Source organism: Myroides albus (genome assembly GCF_009711045.1).
In the GTDB taxonomy this organism is placed as follows: domain Bacteria; phylum Bacteroidota; class Bacteroidia; order Flavobacteriales; family Flavobacteriaceae; genus Flavobacterium; species Flavobacterium album_A.
In genome coordinates this window covers 1-18063 of sequence record NZ_WMJX01000045.1, presented here as the reverse complement: position 1 = coordinate 18063, position 18063 = coordinate 1, and the positions used below count along the sequence as shown (strand labels likewise).

The 18063-nt window shown below is 31.1% G+C and carries 20 protein-coding genes, 2 tRNA genes and 1 pseudogene; 16 read left to right on the top strand and 7 right to left on the bottom strand.

What is annotated here, in order from left to right:
- Together GJV76_RS13525 and GJV76_RS13520 are read left to right on the top strand one after the other, a co-directional pair.
- Positions 1–750 (top strand): hypothetical protein (locus GJV76_RS13525; RefSeq protein WP_230381561.1); only part of this gene is annotated, 750 nt, incomplete at its 5' end.
- An 86-nt stretch (positions 751–836) separates the two neighbouring features.
- Positions 837–1091 carry a MerR family transcriptional regulator gene (locus GJV76_RS13520; RefSeq protein WP_155093137.1) on the top strand — a complete coding sequence of 85 codons (255 nt, stop codon included), beginning with the start codon at positions 837–839 and terminating at the stop codon, positions 1089–1091.
- Between the two features lie 109 nt (positions 1092–1200).
- On the opposite strand, the gene GJV76_RS13515 is transcribed toward GJV76_RS13520, so the two are convergent.
- On the bottom strand, positions 1201–2520 hold the full coding sequence (locus GJV76_RS13515; protein WP_155093136.1) for a site-specific integrase: 1320 nt from the start codon (positions 2518–2520) through the stop codon (positions 1201–1203).
- 435 nt (positions 2521–2955) lie between these two features.
- On the opposite strand from GJV76_RS13515, the gene GJV76_RS13510 reads away from it, so the two are divergent.
- The 11 genes from GJV76_RS13510 to GJV76_RS13460 all read left to right on the top strand — a co-directional run bounded on the left by GJV76_RS13510 (position 2956) and on the right by GJV76_RS13460 (position 12643).
- Positions 2956–4227 (top strand): site-specific integrase, encoded by a 1272-nt coding sequence (locus GJV76_RS13510; protein WP_155093135.1) that lies wholly within the window; start codon positions 2956–2958, stop codon positions 4225–4227.
- Complete coding sequence (locus GJV76_RS13505; protein ID WP_155093134.1) at positions 4224–5126, top strand: hypothetical protein; 903 nt, start codon at positions 4224–4226, stop codon at positions 5124–5126. Before GJV76_RS13510 ends, GJV76_RS13505 begins: the two co-directional genes overlap by 4 nt.
- Before the next feature lie 215 nt (positions 5127–5341).
- The gene (locus GJV76_RS13500) at positions 5342–5641 is read left to right on the top strand and encodes a DUF3853 family protein (RefSeq protein WP_155093133.1); all 300 of its coding nucleotides are present in this window, start codon (positions 5342–5344) and stop codon (positions 5639–5641) included.
- A 96-nt stretch (positions 5642–5737) separates the two neighbouring features.
- Entirely contained in the window at positions 5738–6973 is a 1236-nt protein-coding gene (locus GJV76_RS13495) for a primase-helicase family protein (RefSeq protein WP_155093132.1), read from the top strand.
- A 218-nt stretch (positions 6974–7191) separates the two neighbouring features.
- A complete protein-coding gene (locus tag GJV76_RS13490) occupies positions 7192–8142 on the top strand; it encodes a CHC2 zinc finger domain-containing protein (protein ID WP_155093131.1) in 951 nt (316 codons plus the stop codon).
- A 95-nt stretch (positions 8143–8237) separates the two neighbouring features.
- Positions 8238–8537 carry a plasmid mobilization protein gene (locus GJV76_RS13485; RefSeq protein ID WP_155093130.1) on the top strand — a complete coding sequence of 100 codons (300 nt, stop codon included), beginning with the start codon at positions 8238–8240 and terminating at the stop codon, positions 8535–8537.
- A gap of 2 nt (positions 8538–8539) precedes the next feature.
- Positions 8540–9454, top strand: coding sequence for a relaxase/mobilization nuclease domain-containing protein (locus GJV76_RS13480; protein WP_155093129.1), 915 nt, complete (start codon positions 8540–8542; stop codon positions 9452–9454).
- Positions 9455–9457: 3 nt separating this feature from the next.
- The gene (locus GJV76_RS13475; RefSeq protein WP_155093128.1) at positions 9458–9946 is read left to right on the top strand and encodes a hypothetical protein; all 489 of its coding nucleotides are present in this window, start codon (positions 9458–9460) and stop codon (positions 9944–9946) included.
- Between the two features lie 228 nt (positions 9947–10174).
- Positions 10175–11446, top strand: a complete 1272-nt coding sequence (locus GJV76_RS13470; protein WP_155093127.1) for an AAA family ATPase — start codon at positions 10175–10177, stop codon at positions 11444–11446.
- A gap of 6 nt (positions 11447–11452) precedes the next feature.
- Positions 11453–12151, top strand: a complete 699-nt coding sequence (locus GJV76_RS13465; RefSeq protein ID WP_155093126.1) for an RloB family protein — start codon at positions 11453–11455, stop codon at positions 12149–12151.
- Positions 12152–12283: 132 nt separating this feature from the next.
- A complete protein-coding gene (locus GJV76_RS13460; RefSeq protein WP_230381560.1) occupies positions 12284–12643 on the top strand; it encodes a phage integrase N-terminal SAM-like domain-containing protein in 360 nt (119 codons plus the stop codon).
- Positions 12644–12676: 33 nt separating this feature from the next.
- Here the strand turns inward: GJV76_RS13460 and GJV76_RS13455 are convergent, their stop codons facing one another.
- On the bottom strand, positions 12677–12874 hold the full coding sequence (locus GJV76_RS13455) for a hypothetical protein (protein ID WP_155093125.1): 198 nt from the start codon (positions 12872–12874) through the stop codon (positions 12677–12679).
- Positions 12875–12916: 42 nt separating this feature from the next.
- Between GJV76_RS13455 and GJV76_RS13450 the strand changes: the two are divergent.
- A pseudogene (locus tag GJV76_RS13450) lies at positions 12917–13090 on the top strand (transposase); the annotation flags it as partial.
- Positions 13091–13240: 150 nt separating this feature from the next.
- On the opposite strand, the gene GJV76_RS13445 reads toward GJV76_RS13450, so the two are convergent.
- The 5 genes from GJV76_RS13445 to thrS form a co-directional block, all read right to left on the bottom strand.
- Positions 13241–13325 (bottom strand) — tRNA-Ser (locus GJV76_RS13445).
- A gap of 255 nt (positions 13326–13580) precedes the next feature.
- Entirely contained in the window at positions 13581–13925 is a 345-nt protein-coding gene (rplT, locus tag GJV76_RS13440) for a 50S ribosomal protein L20 (protein ID WP_155093124.1), read from the bottom strand.
- Positions 13926–14028: 103 nt separating this feature from the next.
- A complete protein-coding gene (rpmI, locus tag GJV76_RS13435; protein ID WP_155093123.1) occupies positions 14029–14226 on the bottom strand; it encodes a 50S ribosomal protein L35 in 198 nt (65 codons plus the stop codon).
- Between the two features lie 64 nt (positions 14227–14290).
- The gene (gene infC, locus GJV76_RS13430) at positions 14291–14848 is read right to left on the bottom strand and encodes a translation initiation factor IF-3 (protein ID WP_160340004.1); all 558 of its coding nucleotides are present in this window, start codon (positions 14846–14848) and stop codon (positions 14291–14293) included.
- Between the two features lie 48 nt (positions 14849–14896).
- A complete protein-coding gene (gene thrS, locus GJV76_RS13425) occupies positions 14897–16849 on the bottom strand; it encodes a threonine--tRNA ligase (RefSeq protein WP_155093122.1) in 1953 nt (650 codons plus the stop codon).
- Positions 16850–17253: 404 nt separating this feature from the next.
- Between thrS and GJV76_RS13420 the strand changes: the two genes are divergently transcribed.
- Positions 17254–17338: transfer RNA gene (locus GJV76_RS13420), tRNA-Ser, on the top strand.
- Positions 17339–17535: 197 nt separating this feature from the next.
- A complete protein-coding gene (locus tag GJV76_RS13415) occupies positions 17536–18033 on the top strand; it encodes an Arm DNA-binding domain-containing protein (protein ID WP_155093121.1) in 498 nt (165 codons plus the stop codon).
- Positions 18034–18063: the final 30 nt, after the last annotated feature.

Below are 18063 nucleotides of genomic sequence, written 5' to 3'. Positions count from 1 at the left end.
TACGTCCTAAAAGTCTACATTAGTTTGAAGACATACAATCTAGATTATAGTTCCATAGATCAATACCATAAGATTTTTTCATGGGTATATTCTGAAAAACACAAAATTGAAGATAAAATTGGAATAGCTAGAAATATACTATCTATTTATTTAAAAGACAACGAATTAAAAATAGAAGAAGCTGTATTAACATCCATGCTTTCTGCACATAATACATATATCAAAGGGAGTATCAGTAAATATATAGAAGTCAGAAATAAAACATACGAACAATTAGAACAATTATCTACTAAGATTAATAATTCTCTAGATACATTTTACAATAATTTTCAAAAATCTATTTTTGTATTTATTTCATTTTATTTGACAATTTTTGTTTTAAAAGTTTATACTAAGGGAGAAGTAACTACAGTTATAAATAAAGAAGCTTCTTTAATGGGATTAGGTTTATTAGTTTTATCAGTTGTTTTTTTATTGTTTTCAAAGTATATTCTAAATTTAGAAAAGAAGAGAATCGAATCTAAATATTCAATAATAAAAAAAAGAGCTGAAGATTTATTAATAAAAGATGATATTGATAAAATATTAAAAGAGGATGCAGAATTTAATTCAGAATTAATTTTTTTAGATAAAAGAAAGAAATTGTATATTTTGATCTGGGGCATAATGTTATTTATCTTTTTTATAGTTCTTTTTCTAACATCTGAATACTTTAGTTTTAAAAAAATAATTGACTTTTTTTTCTGTTAAAAGCCAAATACGTCATCTTTTTGCCTTTTAAATCAACTTATAGTAATGACAAATACCTTAGTTGCTTAACCTAAAAAACAACTATTATGGAAAATCAAATCACAAAAGAAGATTTAAAACTGTTTGCTCAAACAATCATTGGCGAACTAAAAAAACTATTAGCTAAACAGAGCAAAGAAACCTCTCTTGAATGGGTAAAGGCTAAAGTAGCTAGACAACTACTCAGTATCTCACCAGCTTCACTACAAACACTGCGTATCAGTGGTAAATTGCAGTGTCGCAAAATACTTGGTTCGTATTACTACAACCGAAAAGATATTATGAACCTTTTTAATGAGTAGAAGTTAACTTCTACTCATTAAAAAGGTTGAAAATTGACTCCCTCGAATTCCTTACAACAAATACGACAGTTGAATTATTAGAAATTGTAGAGAATCAAAGGGAGTTTTATTATCCATTTAATTGATTAATAAAAGTAGTTAGCTGAGCTAATTTATCAGCGTTTAGCTTTTTTAAACTCTCAAGTAAATCAGTAAAACTATCCGTTTGCTTATTTGCTTTTTCTTCAAGCTTACCTTTTAATATCTGCATTTCAGTCTTGATAGATTCTTCCTCTGTGAGAGCGTATTCCTCAGTCTGCTTAACGGAGTGATGACCTAACATTTCTTTTACTACGTGAATAGGAACTCCATTACCAAGAGTTACAGTACTTCCAAAAGTTCTTCTTGCTTTATGGGTATTTAATTCGCTTATCTCACAAAGTGAAGCAATCTCTTTTAAATACTCATTCATCTTTTGATTTGAGCGAACTGGAAGTACAATATCTTTTCCAATACAAGCAGGATGATCTTTATGTTTTTCCATTATCTCAATAGCTTTGGGAAGCAGAGGAATTGTAATATTTGCATCTGTCTTTTGTCTATTGATTCTAATCCACAAATTACCTTCTTCATCTTTTGTAATATCGCTTTTCTTTAGCTGAAATACATCGATATAAGCAAGACCAGTATAACATTGAAAAACAAACACATCTCTTACAGTAGCTAATCGTTCATTAGTGAATTCTTTGTTTTCTAAAATAGATAACTCTTCCTTACTTAATGGCTTTTTATTGAGTTTAGTCTTTTTAGGTTTGTATTGTACAAAAGGATTAGAAGGAATAATTCCCTTAGCAACTGCCCGTAAAACAATCTTCTTGAAGTTTGAGATATACTTTATAGCTGTGTTATTAGAACACGCTCTAACGGTCTTTAAATAATGCTCATAACCAAGTACAAACTCATAATTGAGTTCTCTAAACTCTACATCTTCTCTACCATATACATAACAAATATATTCTCCAACATGCGATCTTGCTGTAACATACCTTTCATGTGTTCCAATAGCATACTCTTTAGGTACAAGTCTAAAGATTTCATCGTTATGCTTTTGGAATTCTTCTAAAACTTTAGCCTTACTAGTTCCTTTACCTTGGATGTAATCCATAAGCACAGAAGCAGTAATAGGCTCTTCATTACTTAAAAGTTCTAATTTGTACTTGGTAATCTTAGATACGACTGTATCTAAGATATAGTTTAGCGTTTTAGCATCTTCTTTAGCACCATTGGCACGACCTGCTTTTTGGTTCCATCTGTTGATATCCCATTTATGACTAAGAGAAGTCTCTTTGCGAATACCATCTACTGTGATTCTAAGGTAAACACCTCTTAAATCACTTTTCTCTCTACTTGGTTTGAGAAAGAAATTAATTGATAACTGTTTTTCTAACATAATTCAACTGTTTTAAATATTAATAAATGTCGAATTAAAACGTTCCAAAAACACAGTTTAAAACTCTCTGGTACCATTTGGCGTCTGGGTTTGCTCAGTTAAAAGGTGCACATCGCTTACCTGTTTTTTTGTGCACCGAATCTGTAACTTTTTTTTGAGCATTTTTGAATAAAATGCGATACCCCTAAAAAAGAAAAAACCTATAACTCGTTGTGAATCATAGGTTTTTGTACTTTTTTGATGACTTTTGAAAAGTTATCTTTTATAAATCAGCGGAGAAAGAGGGAATATAACCTATATATAAATAAAATACAGTAAAATACTATTATTTTGATTTATTGATAGTTATAGTTTTTATAGGTCAGTTGAATACCATAAAATAGTATATGATAGTATTAAAATTGGGTGTATATTTGGGTGCTATTACAAATAACTATGACTATAAAAAGAAAGATAACTATTGCTATTGAAAAGAGAAAGAAGGACGGTGTTTTAATCACAGAGAACGTTCCTATTCGTGCAAGAGTGGTATATAATGGTGGACGAGTAGAACTCTTTACAGGCTACCGCATTGATGCTTCCAAATGGGATGAAGCAAAAGAAAAGGTACGCAATGGGTGTACCAATAAGCTAAAACAAAGTTCTTCTGAAATCAATACAGCAATACAAGAGCTATCTACTACGATTGATAGAATCTTTAAAGAGTATGAATTGAAGAATGAAGTACCTTCTTTTGCACTTTTAAAAGATGAAATAAAACGTTACTCTGATAAACAAACCATATTAGCGACAGAAAAGAATCTGTTTACAGCTTTTGACGAGTTTGTCAAGAACAGCGGAAAACGAAATGATTGGACATTGGCAACTTATACCAAATTTAATACTGTTCGCTCACATCTTTTTTCTTTCAAAAGCAATTTTCAGTTTTCAGATATAAACGAAAAGACTTTGTTAGACTACGTTTCATTTCTACGTATTGAAAAGCAGATGCGTAATAGTACTATTGAAAAGCAGATTAGCTTTGTAAAGTGGTTTTTGAAATGGTGTAAAAATAACAATTATACAATTGCTTATAATTTTGAAGATTTTAAACCAAAGTTAAAAGAAACCTCTAAAAAGATAATCTTCTTAACCCAAGAGGAAATCGAACAGATTAAATCAACGGATTTAGGTACGAAGTCATACTTAGAACGTGTACGTGATGTATTGCTTTTCTGTTGCTATACAGGACTTCGCTGTTCAGATGCTTTTAGTCTAACAAGACACGACATTAAAAATGATGCTATTGAGTTTGTTACCAAAAAGACAAATGATATGCTGAGAGTTGAATTAAACAAACACAGTAGAGCAATATTAGAGAAGTACAAAGATGTACCTTTTGAAAAGGGAAAAGCACTACCTGTCATTTCTAATCAAAAGATGAATGACTACATAAAAGAACTTGGAGAATTAGCAGAGATTAATGAACCAATCCGAGAAACGTATTATGTAGGCAATGAAAGAATAGATGAAGTAAAACCTAAATATGAACATTTAAGCACTCACGTAGGTCGAAGAACATTTATCTGTACGGCGCTATCATTAGGGATACCTGTACAGGTTGTAATGAAATGGACAGGACATTCAGACTACAAATCAATGAAACCTTATATTGATGTAGCTGATACGATTAAAGCGAATGCAATGACTAAATTTGATATGATATGAGTTTAGATAACCCTCTTTTGAAACACTTAAATGAGTATTTAAAAATACTAAAAGAACTATCAAATTTATTAGATACTGATTCCTTACAACAGAACACATATCAATGTATTCGACAGGAGAGTTATGCTAAAGCATTTAGCGATTTAAAAAAACTTGATATTGATGCTCTTTTGATAACAGGACAAGCAGAGAGTTTATCTAAAAAAGTATTTCTGAATATACTAAAACAGATTGAAGTTATTAATAAGCTTATTGAAGATAAAGACGAGTTAATAACTCATTTTGATTTTATTCATTTATATGATAAAGTTCTACTGCCTAAAATGTTTGAGAACAAAATCTTAATTGCGCGACAGGATTTAAAAGAAATACAGGAAAAAGAAAAACCTATCTGGGTATCACAATGTGAATTTGATGAAGATAAAAAGTATTGGGAGAAAGAACTTTATAGGGTTTTAGCAGAAAGAGATACCTATATACAGGATAATGTGCATCTAATTCAAAACTATTATTACAAAATACGAGATTACCTTTTAACAGTTAAGGAAGATATTTATGCGTATTATCCTGAAGATAGACTTCGTTTAGAATCTGATTTATTTGAGATCAAGGATGTACTTAAACTCTACAACTCTGCTTTAGAATTAAAATGTTTTAAAGAAGGTGATTTAGCATTTGAAGATTTTTATTTAGTATTAAATCTAAGAGAACCTAAAACTCAATTTGATTCAGCGTTTAAACAAATATCAAAATTTGCTCAACCACCACTATATGAAATGATGAAGGATATAGAAAAAGATGTTAGAAATAAAGTGATTGAATTCATAGTATTAAAATTTAAACTAAAGTCTGCATTAACAATTTCAAAACGCTTTTATAAACCTGCGGAGGAAATTTAATAATCAGTTTTAATCCTTTTAAGTTCATTAAAGAGTTTTTAAAGTCATTTATTTTTTATTTCCTCAAAAATAAATAAGCAAACGCATACAGTTAATTGATTATTAGTTGTATGTGTTTTGTTTTTTCATCAAATTCCACACATTTCCACAGAAATTTACAGATAGTTTTGAATTGTTCGAACATCACAAAATCGTATAATTTAAAAACTAAAACTATGTATTTAAATCAGTTAAAAGAAAAGCCAGTTTGGCAAATGACAGGAGAAGAATTATTACAGCTATTACAAACAGTATCTCTAAAAGAGTTTAAAGAGCTTAATTCTCCACAAGAAACGCAACAATCTACAAAGCGTTATGTTTACGGAATACGTGGTATAGCAGAACTACTTGGGTGCAGTATTACGACTGCTAATAAAATCAAGAAAGAAGGTCATATCAAAAAAGCGATTATCCAAAGAGGTAGAAAAATCATAGTTGATGCTGACTTGGCATTGGAGCTATTCGCTAAAAAATAAAAGGGACAACTTCCGCAAATCGTCCCTTAATATCCGATTAATGTATAATTCAATCCTTATCGTGTAAAGATAAGGATTATTAAAACACAAGTAAATATGAGCTTAGATATACCTTATATCCGAGTGGGAACTGCTTACTTTAAAATCATCGAAAAACCTTTGATATCAGGCGATAAAGTTAAAGTAATGGTGCGTTGGACTCGTGAAACGATTATATCAGATCACGGGAAGTCCTACTTAGAGAACGTCTTAAAATTAGATGGCTTTTGTTGTATTCCAGACCATCTTAATTATCAACCAATCGTAGAAAATTTTTTTAATACTTATAACGAATTAAATATGAAACCAATAGAAGAAAACTTTAGCCTAACTGAATTAGAACAATTGATTCCAAACTCACTACACTTTGTAAAACACATATTTGGAAGTGAACAGTATGAATATGGTTTGGACTATCTAAAGCTATTGTATGAGAAGCCAACGCAAACCTTACCGATATTGTGTCTTGTTAGTAAAGAACGTGCGACAGGAAAAAGCTCTTTTATCAAATGGCTTAAAAATATCTTTGGACTAAATATGACTTATATCAAAGGAGATTCTTTTGGCTCTCAATTTAACGCTGATTGGGCAAGTATGTTATTAGTTGCCATAGATGAAGTATTCTTTGATAAGAAAGAGATTACAGAGCGTTTAAAGTACCTTTCTACCACTGATAAAGACAAAGTTGAAGCAAAGGGAAAAGATAGGCAAGAAATAGAGTTTTTTGCCAAGTTTATTCTTTGCTCTAATAATGAAGATGATTTTATTCAGATAGACGAAGAAGAAATACGTTTTTGGATTCGAAAGATTAAACCTATTGAAGTAGAAGACGTTCACTTTATCAAGAAGCTCACAAGTGAAGTTCCTTACTTTATTAAATACTTACTTCTACGACCTTATTACACTACGCAACAAACCCGAATGTGGTTTACACCTAAACAGATACTTACAGCTTCTCTTTTAAAGCTAATTAGTAAAAACAAAATAGAGGTTTCGCTTTTAGAACTTTTAAACCTGTGCTTTGAAAAGATTGACGAGGATGAAATTTGCGTAGCTCCTAATGATTTACTCTTGTTATTGCGTAAGACAAATCCTAAACTAATTATATCTGCCAGTGAAATAAGAAAGACTTTAAAGAAATGGGATTTTGAACCACAAAGCAATACAAAATCATATCAAGGAATAGAGCTTTTATCTCACGGAGAATTCGTTAAAATAGAACGTAGAGGACGTTACTACATCATTAAAAAAGATTTATTCTATAAAATATTTGATGCAATGATGCAAGAATAGATTAAACCATTGTTTAATAGCAAGTTACACTGCATCAAAGTCTGCATCAAACTAAAAACACGTCAAGTTTGATGCAAGAGTGATGCAAGAAACAAAATGAGTTTGATGCAGTGATGCAAGAGTGATGCAGAGTATTTTATTGAACTACAGTTGATTAACACCTTTCTGCATCATTGCATCAAAAAAAACAGATTTTTAACCCGACTATTTTAAAACGTATGAATTGTGAATTAGCTAAACAAATTAGCCTAACAGACTTACTTAAAAAGTTAGGTTATACTCCAACGAGGACAACGAGAATTGATTGGTGGTATCTCAGTCCTTTTAGAACTGAAAAAACAGCATCATTTAAAGTGAATATTGATAAGAATGTGTTTTATGACCACGCAGAGGGATTTGGAGGAACAACACTTGATTTTGTGATGAAGTACAATGATTGTGATATTAAATCAGCTTTAGAATTACTTAAAAACGATTCTTTTTCTTTTCATCAGCCAATTATTGTGAGTTCTAACATTATTCAAGAACCAATATATACAATTCGAGCGATTAAGCCACTAACGCACCCAAACTTGATACAATATGTCAACGAGCGTAATCTTAGCCTTAAAATGGCTCAAAATTATTGTAAAGAGGTGCATTATACCCTAAACAACAAATCGTATTACGCTGTTGGTTTTCAAAATGAATTAGATGGTTTGGAACTAAGAAACAAGTATGTAAAAATGTGTCTTGGTAAAAAGGCAGTAACCTACTTTGACAATAAGAGTAAAGATATTGTCTTACTTGAATCTTGGAGTGATTATATCAGCTTTTTAACCCTTTATCCCAATACTGAAAAACAATATGATTACTTGATTCTTAATTCTGTAGCAATGTTGAATAATACAATAATTAAAACACCAAATAATTATTTGTACAAATGTACAAATGGGGAATTGTATAAATGTATCAATGTACAAATGGATAAAAGTATCAATAATGCTTTGTACAAAGAATTAAAGTATGAAAGAATTATTTGTTGTTTCGACAATGATAAAGCTGGAGATAGTGCAACTCTAAAAGTTGTACAGGCGTATCAAAACGCTTTTGATGGACGCAAAATGTACGAGAATCACAAAGACTTGAATGATTATTTACTAACTATTAACCGCAATGATTTGACGTGAGAATTATCGAGATGTGTCTTTGTCCTTACAAATTGGAAATTTGACAGACAAAGACCGCTCGTTTTTCTCCCGAAGGTCGCAAAATGGGTAAGACGATGAAAAAAACAAAGAAAATAGAATTTAGAGTAACTCTTACAGAAGCTCTAATCATAAAAAACAAAGCAGAAAAAGTGGGTTGTAGCGTTTCGGAATACATCAGAAACACCGCTCTTGACTATTCTTTAGCTTATAAATTAACGCCTGACGAAGTAGAAATTTACAAACTACTCAACAAATACGCTGATAATTTTAGGCGAATAAGCAACCTTTTTAAGCTTGGCGATACAACAGGAGTTAAACAGCACACCATTGAAACAGCTAATCTAATTCGGACTCATTTACAAAAATTACTCTAATTATGATAGCTAAAGCAAAATCTTGTATTGGTGGCACAGCACTGTTTAATTACGTGATTGATTCCAAAAAAGGATATGAACTATTGAGACATAATCTTTCGGGGGATACTCCGAAAGAAATGTTTCAAACGATGCAAATATTACAGAATCAAAACAACAGATGTAAAAACAACACAATATCGGCTGTTATATCTCCAACTATTGCAGATAGTCAAAAGATGAGCGATAAAGATTTACGAGCATTAGCAATTGAGTTTTTACTTGGTTTAAAAATAGATCCTACCAAAGCTCAATTTATCGCCTTTGTTCATACAGAAAAAGAGCACAAACATATTCACATCATCGCCAATCGCATAGATGAAAACGGAAAAGCATTAAAGGATAATTATATTGGTTTTGAAGCTCAAAGAGTAGCTCACGAAATAGCACTTAAATACGGATGGACTTCTATAAGACAAGAAAACGAAAACAAGAAGCAAAGAACTAACAACACAAACTTAATAGCTAAAAACGCTATTAAAACAGCTCACAGAGAAGTTTTAAGACAGAAGCCAAAAGATTTACAACAATATATTCACTTAATGCTGGAAAAAGATATTGAGGTTAAACCAACGATAAATAAACAGGGGAATATTCAAGGATATCGATTTATTCATTTACCAACAGGCGCAAACCTAAAAGCAAGTGAAGTTGACCGAAATATGAAGCTGAATGACTTATTTAAAAATACAGCAAGCACAGAGTCAAAGAATGAAGTAGAAAAACTTTTTACCAATCAAGAACCATCCGAACCCCAAATGCAGAATTGGAAAACAGATGTGTCTGTTTTATTTAGTTTGTTATCTGCTTTTCAACTTAGTGGTAACGATGAAGATGATGAACAAAAAAAACGCAAACGAAGAACACTAAAAAGATAAACGATGGCAAAGAACCAACCTAAGCTAACTGATATGACTGAGTTATTACTTCAGCAAGTCATACAATTAGAACACACGATAAAACAAAGCGAAAAAACTCATTTAGATACAATCAAAGAATTGAGCAATATCAAAGTAACAGTAAATATTGCTGAACTTCGACAGATAGAAAAAGAACAAAGACAACGCTTACAGAATGACTTCGATCAATTTCATCGAGAGATAACAAAAAATAATGAGGAGCTTTTGAAAGTTCATAAAGCTGTTAGCTCAAAGAGGTTATTCTACTTGATTGTATTGAACATCTTTTTACTTTTAACAACAGGTTTTTCAATGCATTTAGCTGTTAAGAATACTATTGATAAATCGAGATATGAACGTTTAGCAAATGAAAAGAGGCAATTAATAAATGAACTAAAAAATGTAAATCAGTTTTTTAGCGAAAATCCTAAAATAGCTAAATCTTTTAAAGAGTGGAGTCGAAAGCAGTAATCCTAAAATTACTGCAGACATATCTTAAAACCACTATTCGTAAACTCCATAATGCATAAAGCTACTCCGGTTCCGTTCAACGGGCTTTCATCTCGTGCCCTGCGGACAAGACGAAAGCTTAGTTATTATGAGTGTTTTTTTTGAGTTGTTTTCTCAATTTTTATTTATTTTTCTTTGTTTGTATTTTATTATTTTGTTATTTTGAGGAAAATTCTCAAATACAATCAAATGGTAATTCAGTTTTCGGTTGGAAATTATAGATCTTTTTATGATAAAAGGACTATTTCATTTATAGCAAAGGGGATAAGTGAACATTCTCAAATTGTTTTTAAACAAGAAAAACACAAAGTGTTACCTTCTTTAGTTATTTATGGTGCAAATTCTAGTGGTAAAAGTAATGTTATTCGGGCTTTTGGGCAAATGCGACATAATGTTTTGAATTCAGTAAAATTGAATAGTAGTGATGAACTTGAATTTGAACCATTTCTTCTTTATAATAAGAGTGAATATGAGCCAACCTTTTTCGAAATTGTCTTTTTAACAAAAGATGAAAGAAGATTTCGTTATGGTTTCGAACATAACTCTAAGAATATCATCAATGAATGGTTATTTGTAGGAAAGACTTCAAAAGATGAAAAACCTTATTTTATTAGAACAGAAGATGGTATTGGAGTTTCTGATGTTTTTGAAGAGGGAAAGGACAAAGTTAAAGCAACTAACGATAATAGATTGTTTGTTTCACTAGTTGCACAATTAGGTGGTGAAACCTCTCAACAAATTTTGGATTTATTTTCTGATTATAATATTCTATCAGGAATAGAACACAATGATTATGAAAGCTTTACTAAAAGGATGTTGGCTAAAAATTTGAACGGAGCGGGAGAAACTAAAAACTTTTTTCAAGTTTTAAACCTCGGATTTAAAGATATAAATGCAATAGAAAAGGAGTTCGATATGGATGAATTACCAGAACAATTGCCTAAATCAATGAAAAACAAGTTAATCAAGGAACTAACAGGTAAATTTACTATTGATTTAAAAACTATTCACAATAAATTTGATAAGAAGGGTAATGTTTTAGGTGATGTAATAATGGATAAGGACTCTCAAGAATCAGAAGGTACAAATAAAGTTATTGATTTGTCAGGACCTATATTCGACACATTACTTAATGGTAAAACATTAATCATTGATGAATTAGATGCCAAATTACATCCATTAATTACTATGAAAATTGTAGAGTTATTTAATAATCCTTCATATAATACTAATAAAGCACAATTATTATTTGCTACTCACGATACTAATTTATTAGGTGAGGAAATTTTTAGAAGAGATCAAATTTGGTTTACAGAAAAAGATGAATGTGAACAAACTGATCTTTATTCTTTATATGATATAACTTTGCCTGATGGTTCGAAAGTGAGAAATGATGCTAATCTTGAGAGAAATTATATTAAAGGTAGATATGGAGCAATTCCATATTTTTCAAAAATTTAATTTCATATGGCTAGAACTATAAAAATTGATAATGCTCTTCAAAAGAGATTCTCAAAACAGGAAAAGAAAAAGAAGAAGGATTTGATTTCCTACTTTCTTATTGTATGCGAGGGTGAAAAAACTGAACCAAATTATTTCAAATCTTTTCCTAAAAAAGTTGGTAAAATTGTTTTCGATTTGGAATTTGATGGTGGAGGAATTAGTACTCTTAAAGTAGTTGAGAAAGCAATAGATTTAAGAGATAATAGTACTAGAAAATATGATAGAGTTTGGGCTGTTTTTGATAAAGATAGCTTTAAGTCAAGCTCTTTTAATTCTGCTATAAAAAAGGCTGAATCAAACAATATATATTGTGCCTGGAGTAATGAAGCATTTGAATTATGGTATTTATTACATTTTCATAATAGGATTACTCCTATGAGTAGGAAAGATTATAAAAATGCAATTGAGGAATGTATTAATTCCAAACTTCCAAAATCATCAAAAAAATTCGTTTACAAAAAGAATGACAACAAATTTAAGGCATTACTTGATAAATATGGTAATGTTGATAATGCTATAAAATGGGCACGTGATTTAAGCCTTACAATAAATGATGAAAAATTTGCAGATCACAATCCACAAACAATGGTTTTTAAATTAGTTGAAGAATTATTAGGAAAGTCTGAAGAATTAAATCAAGAACTTATAGAGAAGTTTGGGTAAAATTACACATAATATTGTTTTTTTACGAAACAAAACACAGTGTAGTTTCGTAAAAAAACAATGTTATGCGCATTTCGTTAAATTTGGTGTTAATAATTAGTTTTTTGTAAATTACATACTTAGTTGTTTTTTGTGGATAGCGAAACAATACTAAAAACCTTACATAACCTATTGCAACTTCAACGATATGCCAATAATACAATTAAGTCGTATTGTGGTTATTCACAATTATTTTTAGAGCATACGAATAAATATCATATGCTCAATGAAATACCTTTTGCAGAGATTGAAGCTTTTATTAATGAAAAAGTATTTCAAGACAATATTCGCGCATCTTATCAACGCTCTTTAGTAGGGGCAATCAAGAAAGTTTATGAGTTAGTTAATAGTCAACAGATAGAATTAAACTATTTATATACTAAACAAAAACCAACTCAATTACCTGCTTTTTTCTCTCAAGAAGATGTGAGCCAAGCTATTAAACACTACTGACAATCTAAAGCATAAAGCAATTCTTACCACTATTTACAGTTGTGGATTGTGCTTAAGTGAATTAAATCCTTTAGAAACAAGGTGTTTATCAGTACATTGAATAGCATAATCATTCTTTTCTTCAAAGTAGATATCTAATCTAGTTGCTAATTCTTCTACTTTAATAATATTAAAATGTTCTACCAAGTACTTAGGTAAGATTAGTTTTAATAATCCTCCGTTATCCATCATGAGACAAAGATATTATTTTAACCCCCAAATCCCCAACTTTTGTTACTGATCTCTTTTAATGCACACTACAATGAAATCATCAATTACTTTAATAACAGAAGTACTAATGCTTGTGCTGAATCGTTTAATGCCAAAATTAAATACTTCTGTTTGATGTATAGAGAAGTTAGAGATAAGAAATTCTTTCTTTTTAGATTAACTAAACTTTTTGCTTAATCTCCAACTTTTGATATGATCCCATATTTATATCATAAAACAGAATCAAGCTAATTTAACTAAATAAAAAAAATAAAAAACCCAACGTTACATTTTTGGGTGTAAAATTGGGTGTTTATGCTTCAACTGATTAAGTATCAGTGTTTATTGCGGAGAAAGAGGGATTCGAACCCCCGGACCTGTTACAGTCAACGGTTTTCAAGACCGCCGCATTCGACCACTCTGCCATTTCTCCAGTCGAACTCTCTTGTTCTGTATTGCGAGTGCAAATATAGCGTGTTTACTGGGATTACCAAACATTTGAACACATTTTTTAAAAAAAAATGGCGTTCAAAAGACAACTAATTGATATCCAATATACTCTTTCTAAATAAAATTTCTTTACCAATTGCAATGCAAAAGACAAATAAGTATTAAATAAAAAAAGCCCCACAAATAGTGAGGCTTTTATTTATATTAAGTAAGATAAATCAGATTTGACAAACGTTTATTATTTTACTTTATTTACGATAGCTGCGAAAGCTTCAGGGTGATTCATAGCTAAATCTGCAAGAACTTTACGGTTCAATTCGATATTGTTAGCTTTAATTTTACCCATGAATTGAGAATAGCTCATTCCGTGTAATCTTGCACCAGCGTTAATACGCATAATCCATAAAGAACGGAAGTTTCTTTTCTTTTGTTTTCTATCACGGTAAGCATATACCATTGCTTTTTCTACCGCGTTTTTAGCTACTGTCCAAACGTTTTTACGTCTTCCAAAGAATCCTTTGGCTTGCTTCAAAATTCTTTTTCTTCTTGCTCTTGAAGCTACTGAGTTTACTGATCTTGCCATTTTTGTAAATGTATTTTTGTAGTGTGCGACTATTTTTCAAGTACTTCTAAATCTTAATTTGCTCCACTCCAGGGTTATTAAATTATTTTAACCGCAACTAAGATTAGATTAATCTTAATTGATCTTTGATACTATGAGTATCTGCTTTAGCTACTAATCCAGAGTGAGTTAAAGCTAATTTACGCTTTTTAGATTTTTTAGTCAAAATGTGACTTTTGAAAGCGTGTTTTCTTTTGATTTTTCCAGAGCCAGTTAACTTGAAACGTTTCTTAGCGCTAGATTTAGTTTTCATTTTAGGCATTATTTCCTAGGTATTAATGATTATCTTACTTACTATTTTTTACTTAATATATTCTTAAACAGAATTATGCTTTCTTCTTCTTAGGAGCAATAAACATAGTCATACGTTTACCCTCTAAAACTGGCATTGATTCTACTTTTCCGAATTCTTCAAGATCTTGTGCAAGTCTTAATAATAAGATTTGACCTTGATCTTTATAGATGATCGAACGACCTTTAAAAAAAACAAATGCCTTTAATTTAGATCCTTCTTTTAAGAACTTCTCAGCATTTTTCTTTTTGAACTCGTAATCGTGTTCATCTGTTTGAGGACCAAAGCGAATCTCTTTTACAGTGATCTGAGTAGATTTAGCTTTAAGCATTTTATCGCGTTTCTTTTGTTCATAAAGAAACTTCTTATAGTCGATTACTTTACAAACAGGAGGTTCAGCATTAGGAGAAATCTCCACTAAATCCAATTCTTGTTCTTCAGCAATACGCAATGCTTCTGCTAATTTAAATACACCCATTTCAACATTGTCTCCCACAAGTCGAACTTCCGGAACACGGATGGCATTGTTAATTCTATGCGCATCTTTTTTTTCTTCGCGAGGTTTAAAACCTCTGTTTTGTCTTACTGCTATGGCTCTAAAAGTTTTTGCTTGTTTACCAAGCGTTATACATTAATATTTTTATTCTCCGAATTGTTTTACAGAGTTATTCACTTCTTCTTGAATCATCGCGGCAAATTCTTCAATCTTCATCGTTTGATTACTCTTACCAGAATCTCCGTGTTTTCTTACAGAAATTGTTCCATTTTTTTCCTCGTCCTCACCTACAATTAACATATAAGGAAATTTTTGAACCTCTGCTTCTCGAATTTTCTTACCGATAGTCTCGTTACGATTATCTACCAGCGCGCGAATTTCGTTATTTTCTAGCAAATTTAAAACTTTTTCTGCATATTTTTCGTATTTCTCACTCAAAGACAGAATTATAGCTTGCTCTGGCATTAACCAAAGTGGGAATTTACCCCCTGTATGCTCTAACAAAATAGCGATAAAACGCTCCATTGATCCAAATGGCGCTCTGTGGATCATAATCGGACGATGCAACTCATTGTCTGATCCTTTATAACTAAGCTCAAAACGTTCTGGTAGGTTGTAATCTACCTGAATTGTTCCTAACTGCCAACTTCTTCCAAGGGCATCTTTAACCATAAAGTCTAACTTCGGACCATAGAAAGCAGCTTCTCCACTTTCAATAACGTAATTTAGACCTTTATCTTTAGCCGCATTAATAATAGCTTGCTCTGCTTTCTCCCAATTCTCAACACTTCCAATGTACTTATCTGGATTGTCTAAATCGCGAACAGATACTTGAGCTGTAAAGTTTTCAAAACCTAATGATCCAAATACATAAAGTACCAAATCAATTACTTTTTTGAATTCTTCGTCTAATTGCTCTGGTGTACAGAAAATATGAGCATCATCTTGTGTAAATCCTCTTACTCGAGTTAACCCATGCAATTCTCCTGATTGTTCGTAGCGATATACTGTTCCAAACTCAGCAAAACGCTTAGGTAAATCTTTATAAGACCACGGTTTAGAGTTATAAATCTCACAGTGATGAGGACAGTTCATCGGTTTTAATAAAAACTCCTCTCCTTCCACTGGAGTGTGAATAGGTTGAAAACTATCTGCACCATATTTTGCATAGTGTCCAGATGTAACATATAATTCCTTTTGCCCAATATGTGGAGTTACAACTTGTTCGTAACCTGCTTTTTTCTGTGCTTTTCGCAAAAACTGCTCTAATCTTTCTCTTAGCGCTGCCCCTTTAGGTAACCACAAAGGCAGACCTTGACCAACTTTTTGAGAGAATGTAAACAATTCTAACTCTTTTCCTAATTTACGGTGATCTCTTTTCTTAGCTTCTTCTAAAAGTTCTAAATACTCGGTCAAATCTTTTTGTTTAGGGAATGAAATACCATAAACACGTGTTAATTGTTTATTCTTCTCATCTCCTCTCCAATAAGCTCCTGCTATAGATAAAACTTTAAAAGCTTTTATTATTCCAGTGTTAGGAATATGTCCTCCACGACATAAGTCAGTGAAGCTATCGTGATCACAAAATGTAATAGTACCATCAGCCAAGTTTTCGATTAACTCAACTTTATATGGATTTTGTTCTTTTTTATAAAAATCCAAAGCCTCAGCCTTAGTAGCAGAACGCATTTTAAAATCGTGCTTTGCTCGTGCAATTTCTAAAACTTTATCTTCGATCTTTTTAAAGTCAGCATCTGTTACTTTATAATCCATGAAATCCACATCGTAATAGAATCCATTAGCGATAGCTGGACCTATAGTTAATTTGATTCCAGGGTATAAATCTTGTAAAGCTTGCGCCATTACGTGTGAAGTAGAGTGCCAGAAAGCTTTTTTCCCTTCATCATCATTCCATGAATATAAAACTAGACTACCATCCGTGGTCATTGGTGTCGTGGTTTCGATGGTGGTACCATTGAAGCTTGCAGAAATAATATTTCTTGCTAAACCTTCACTTATACTTTTTGCAACATCGAAAGGAGTAACGCCCGAAGCAAACTCTTTCACTGAACCGTCTGGTAATGTAATTTTTATCATAATAATTTTAAAAAATAAAACGCAAATATACTAGTTTTACTACAGAATCGCAACATTTATGATAGGTTAACTTGATTTTTTTACTAAGAAGTACAATTGCTTTTCAATACACTTTTCTACAATGGTATAAATCATAGTAAATGCAAAACAAACTGTGGTTTATCTTTTAACTCTTAACAATAGTTCTAAGTAATCTCACTTTAATATTAGTTGCAATAGATATGTGAACTAAAACTTCATTCTTTTATAAAATATAATAAAAAATATTTCGCCTGTTAATAGCTAACAATAAATTAGTTACAAAACGCTATGCATTTTTGCTTGAAATTTTATTCAAAAAAGCTTGTAAACATCAGACTTTGCAGTATATTTGCACTCGCAATACAGAACAAGAGAGTTCGACTGGAGAAATGGCAGAGTGGTCGAATGCGGCGGTCTTGAAAACCGTTGACTGTAACAGGTCCGGGGGTTCGAATCCCTCTTTCTCCGCAAAATTATAAGAAGCTACCAATTAGGTAGCTTTTTTTATTTATATAACTTACTGTTATTCAATACTCTAAATCTAAAATAGAGTATTTTACTTATTTACTACTTATACAGCCTTATCTTCTTAAAAGGTGCACAAATAGGTAGCATGTTTTTTCTAGAGGTAACATATCTCATTTCACTAAAACTTACTGATACATATGAACAAAATACATAAACTAAATATTCTGTTTGTTATATCTAAACACAGAACTAATAAATTGGGTGTAGCCCCTATAGCATGTAGATTAACCTACAAAGACAAAAGGAAGCAATTTGCTACAGGTTTATTTGTAAAACCTAAATTATGGCAGAATACTAAACAAAGAGTATACCCACCTACTGAAGAAAATGAATTTATAAATTCAAAACTAAGCCTGATTAAGAATAAGATTAATCAGGCTTTTCTATTTTTAGAACTACAGAAAATAGATTTCTCTGTTGAGCAAATCTATAAACAGTACATAGGAGAAACTCAAGATAAAGATAAATCTCTAATAGATGCTTTTTACTATCATAATAATAGAATGAAGAAACTAATAGATATAGAAGTATCTCTAAATACATTAGAGAAATATACACAGACATTAAATCACCTAATAGATTTCCTGTGGTTTAAGTACAAGAAGAAAGATTACCTCTTAAAAGAACTTAAATAACGTGAGTTCGACTTAAGCTATTAGTCTATT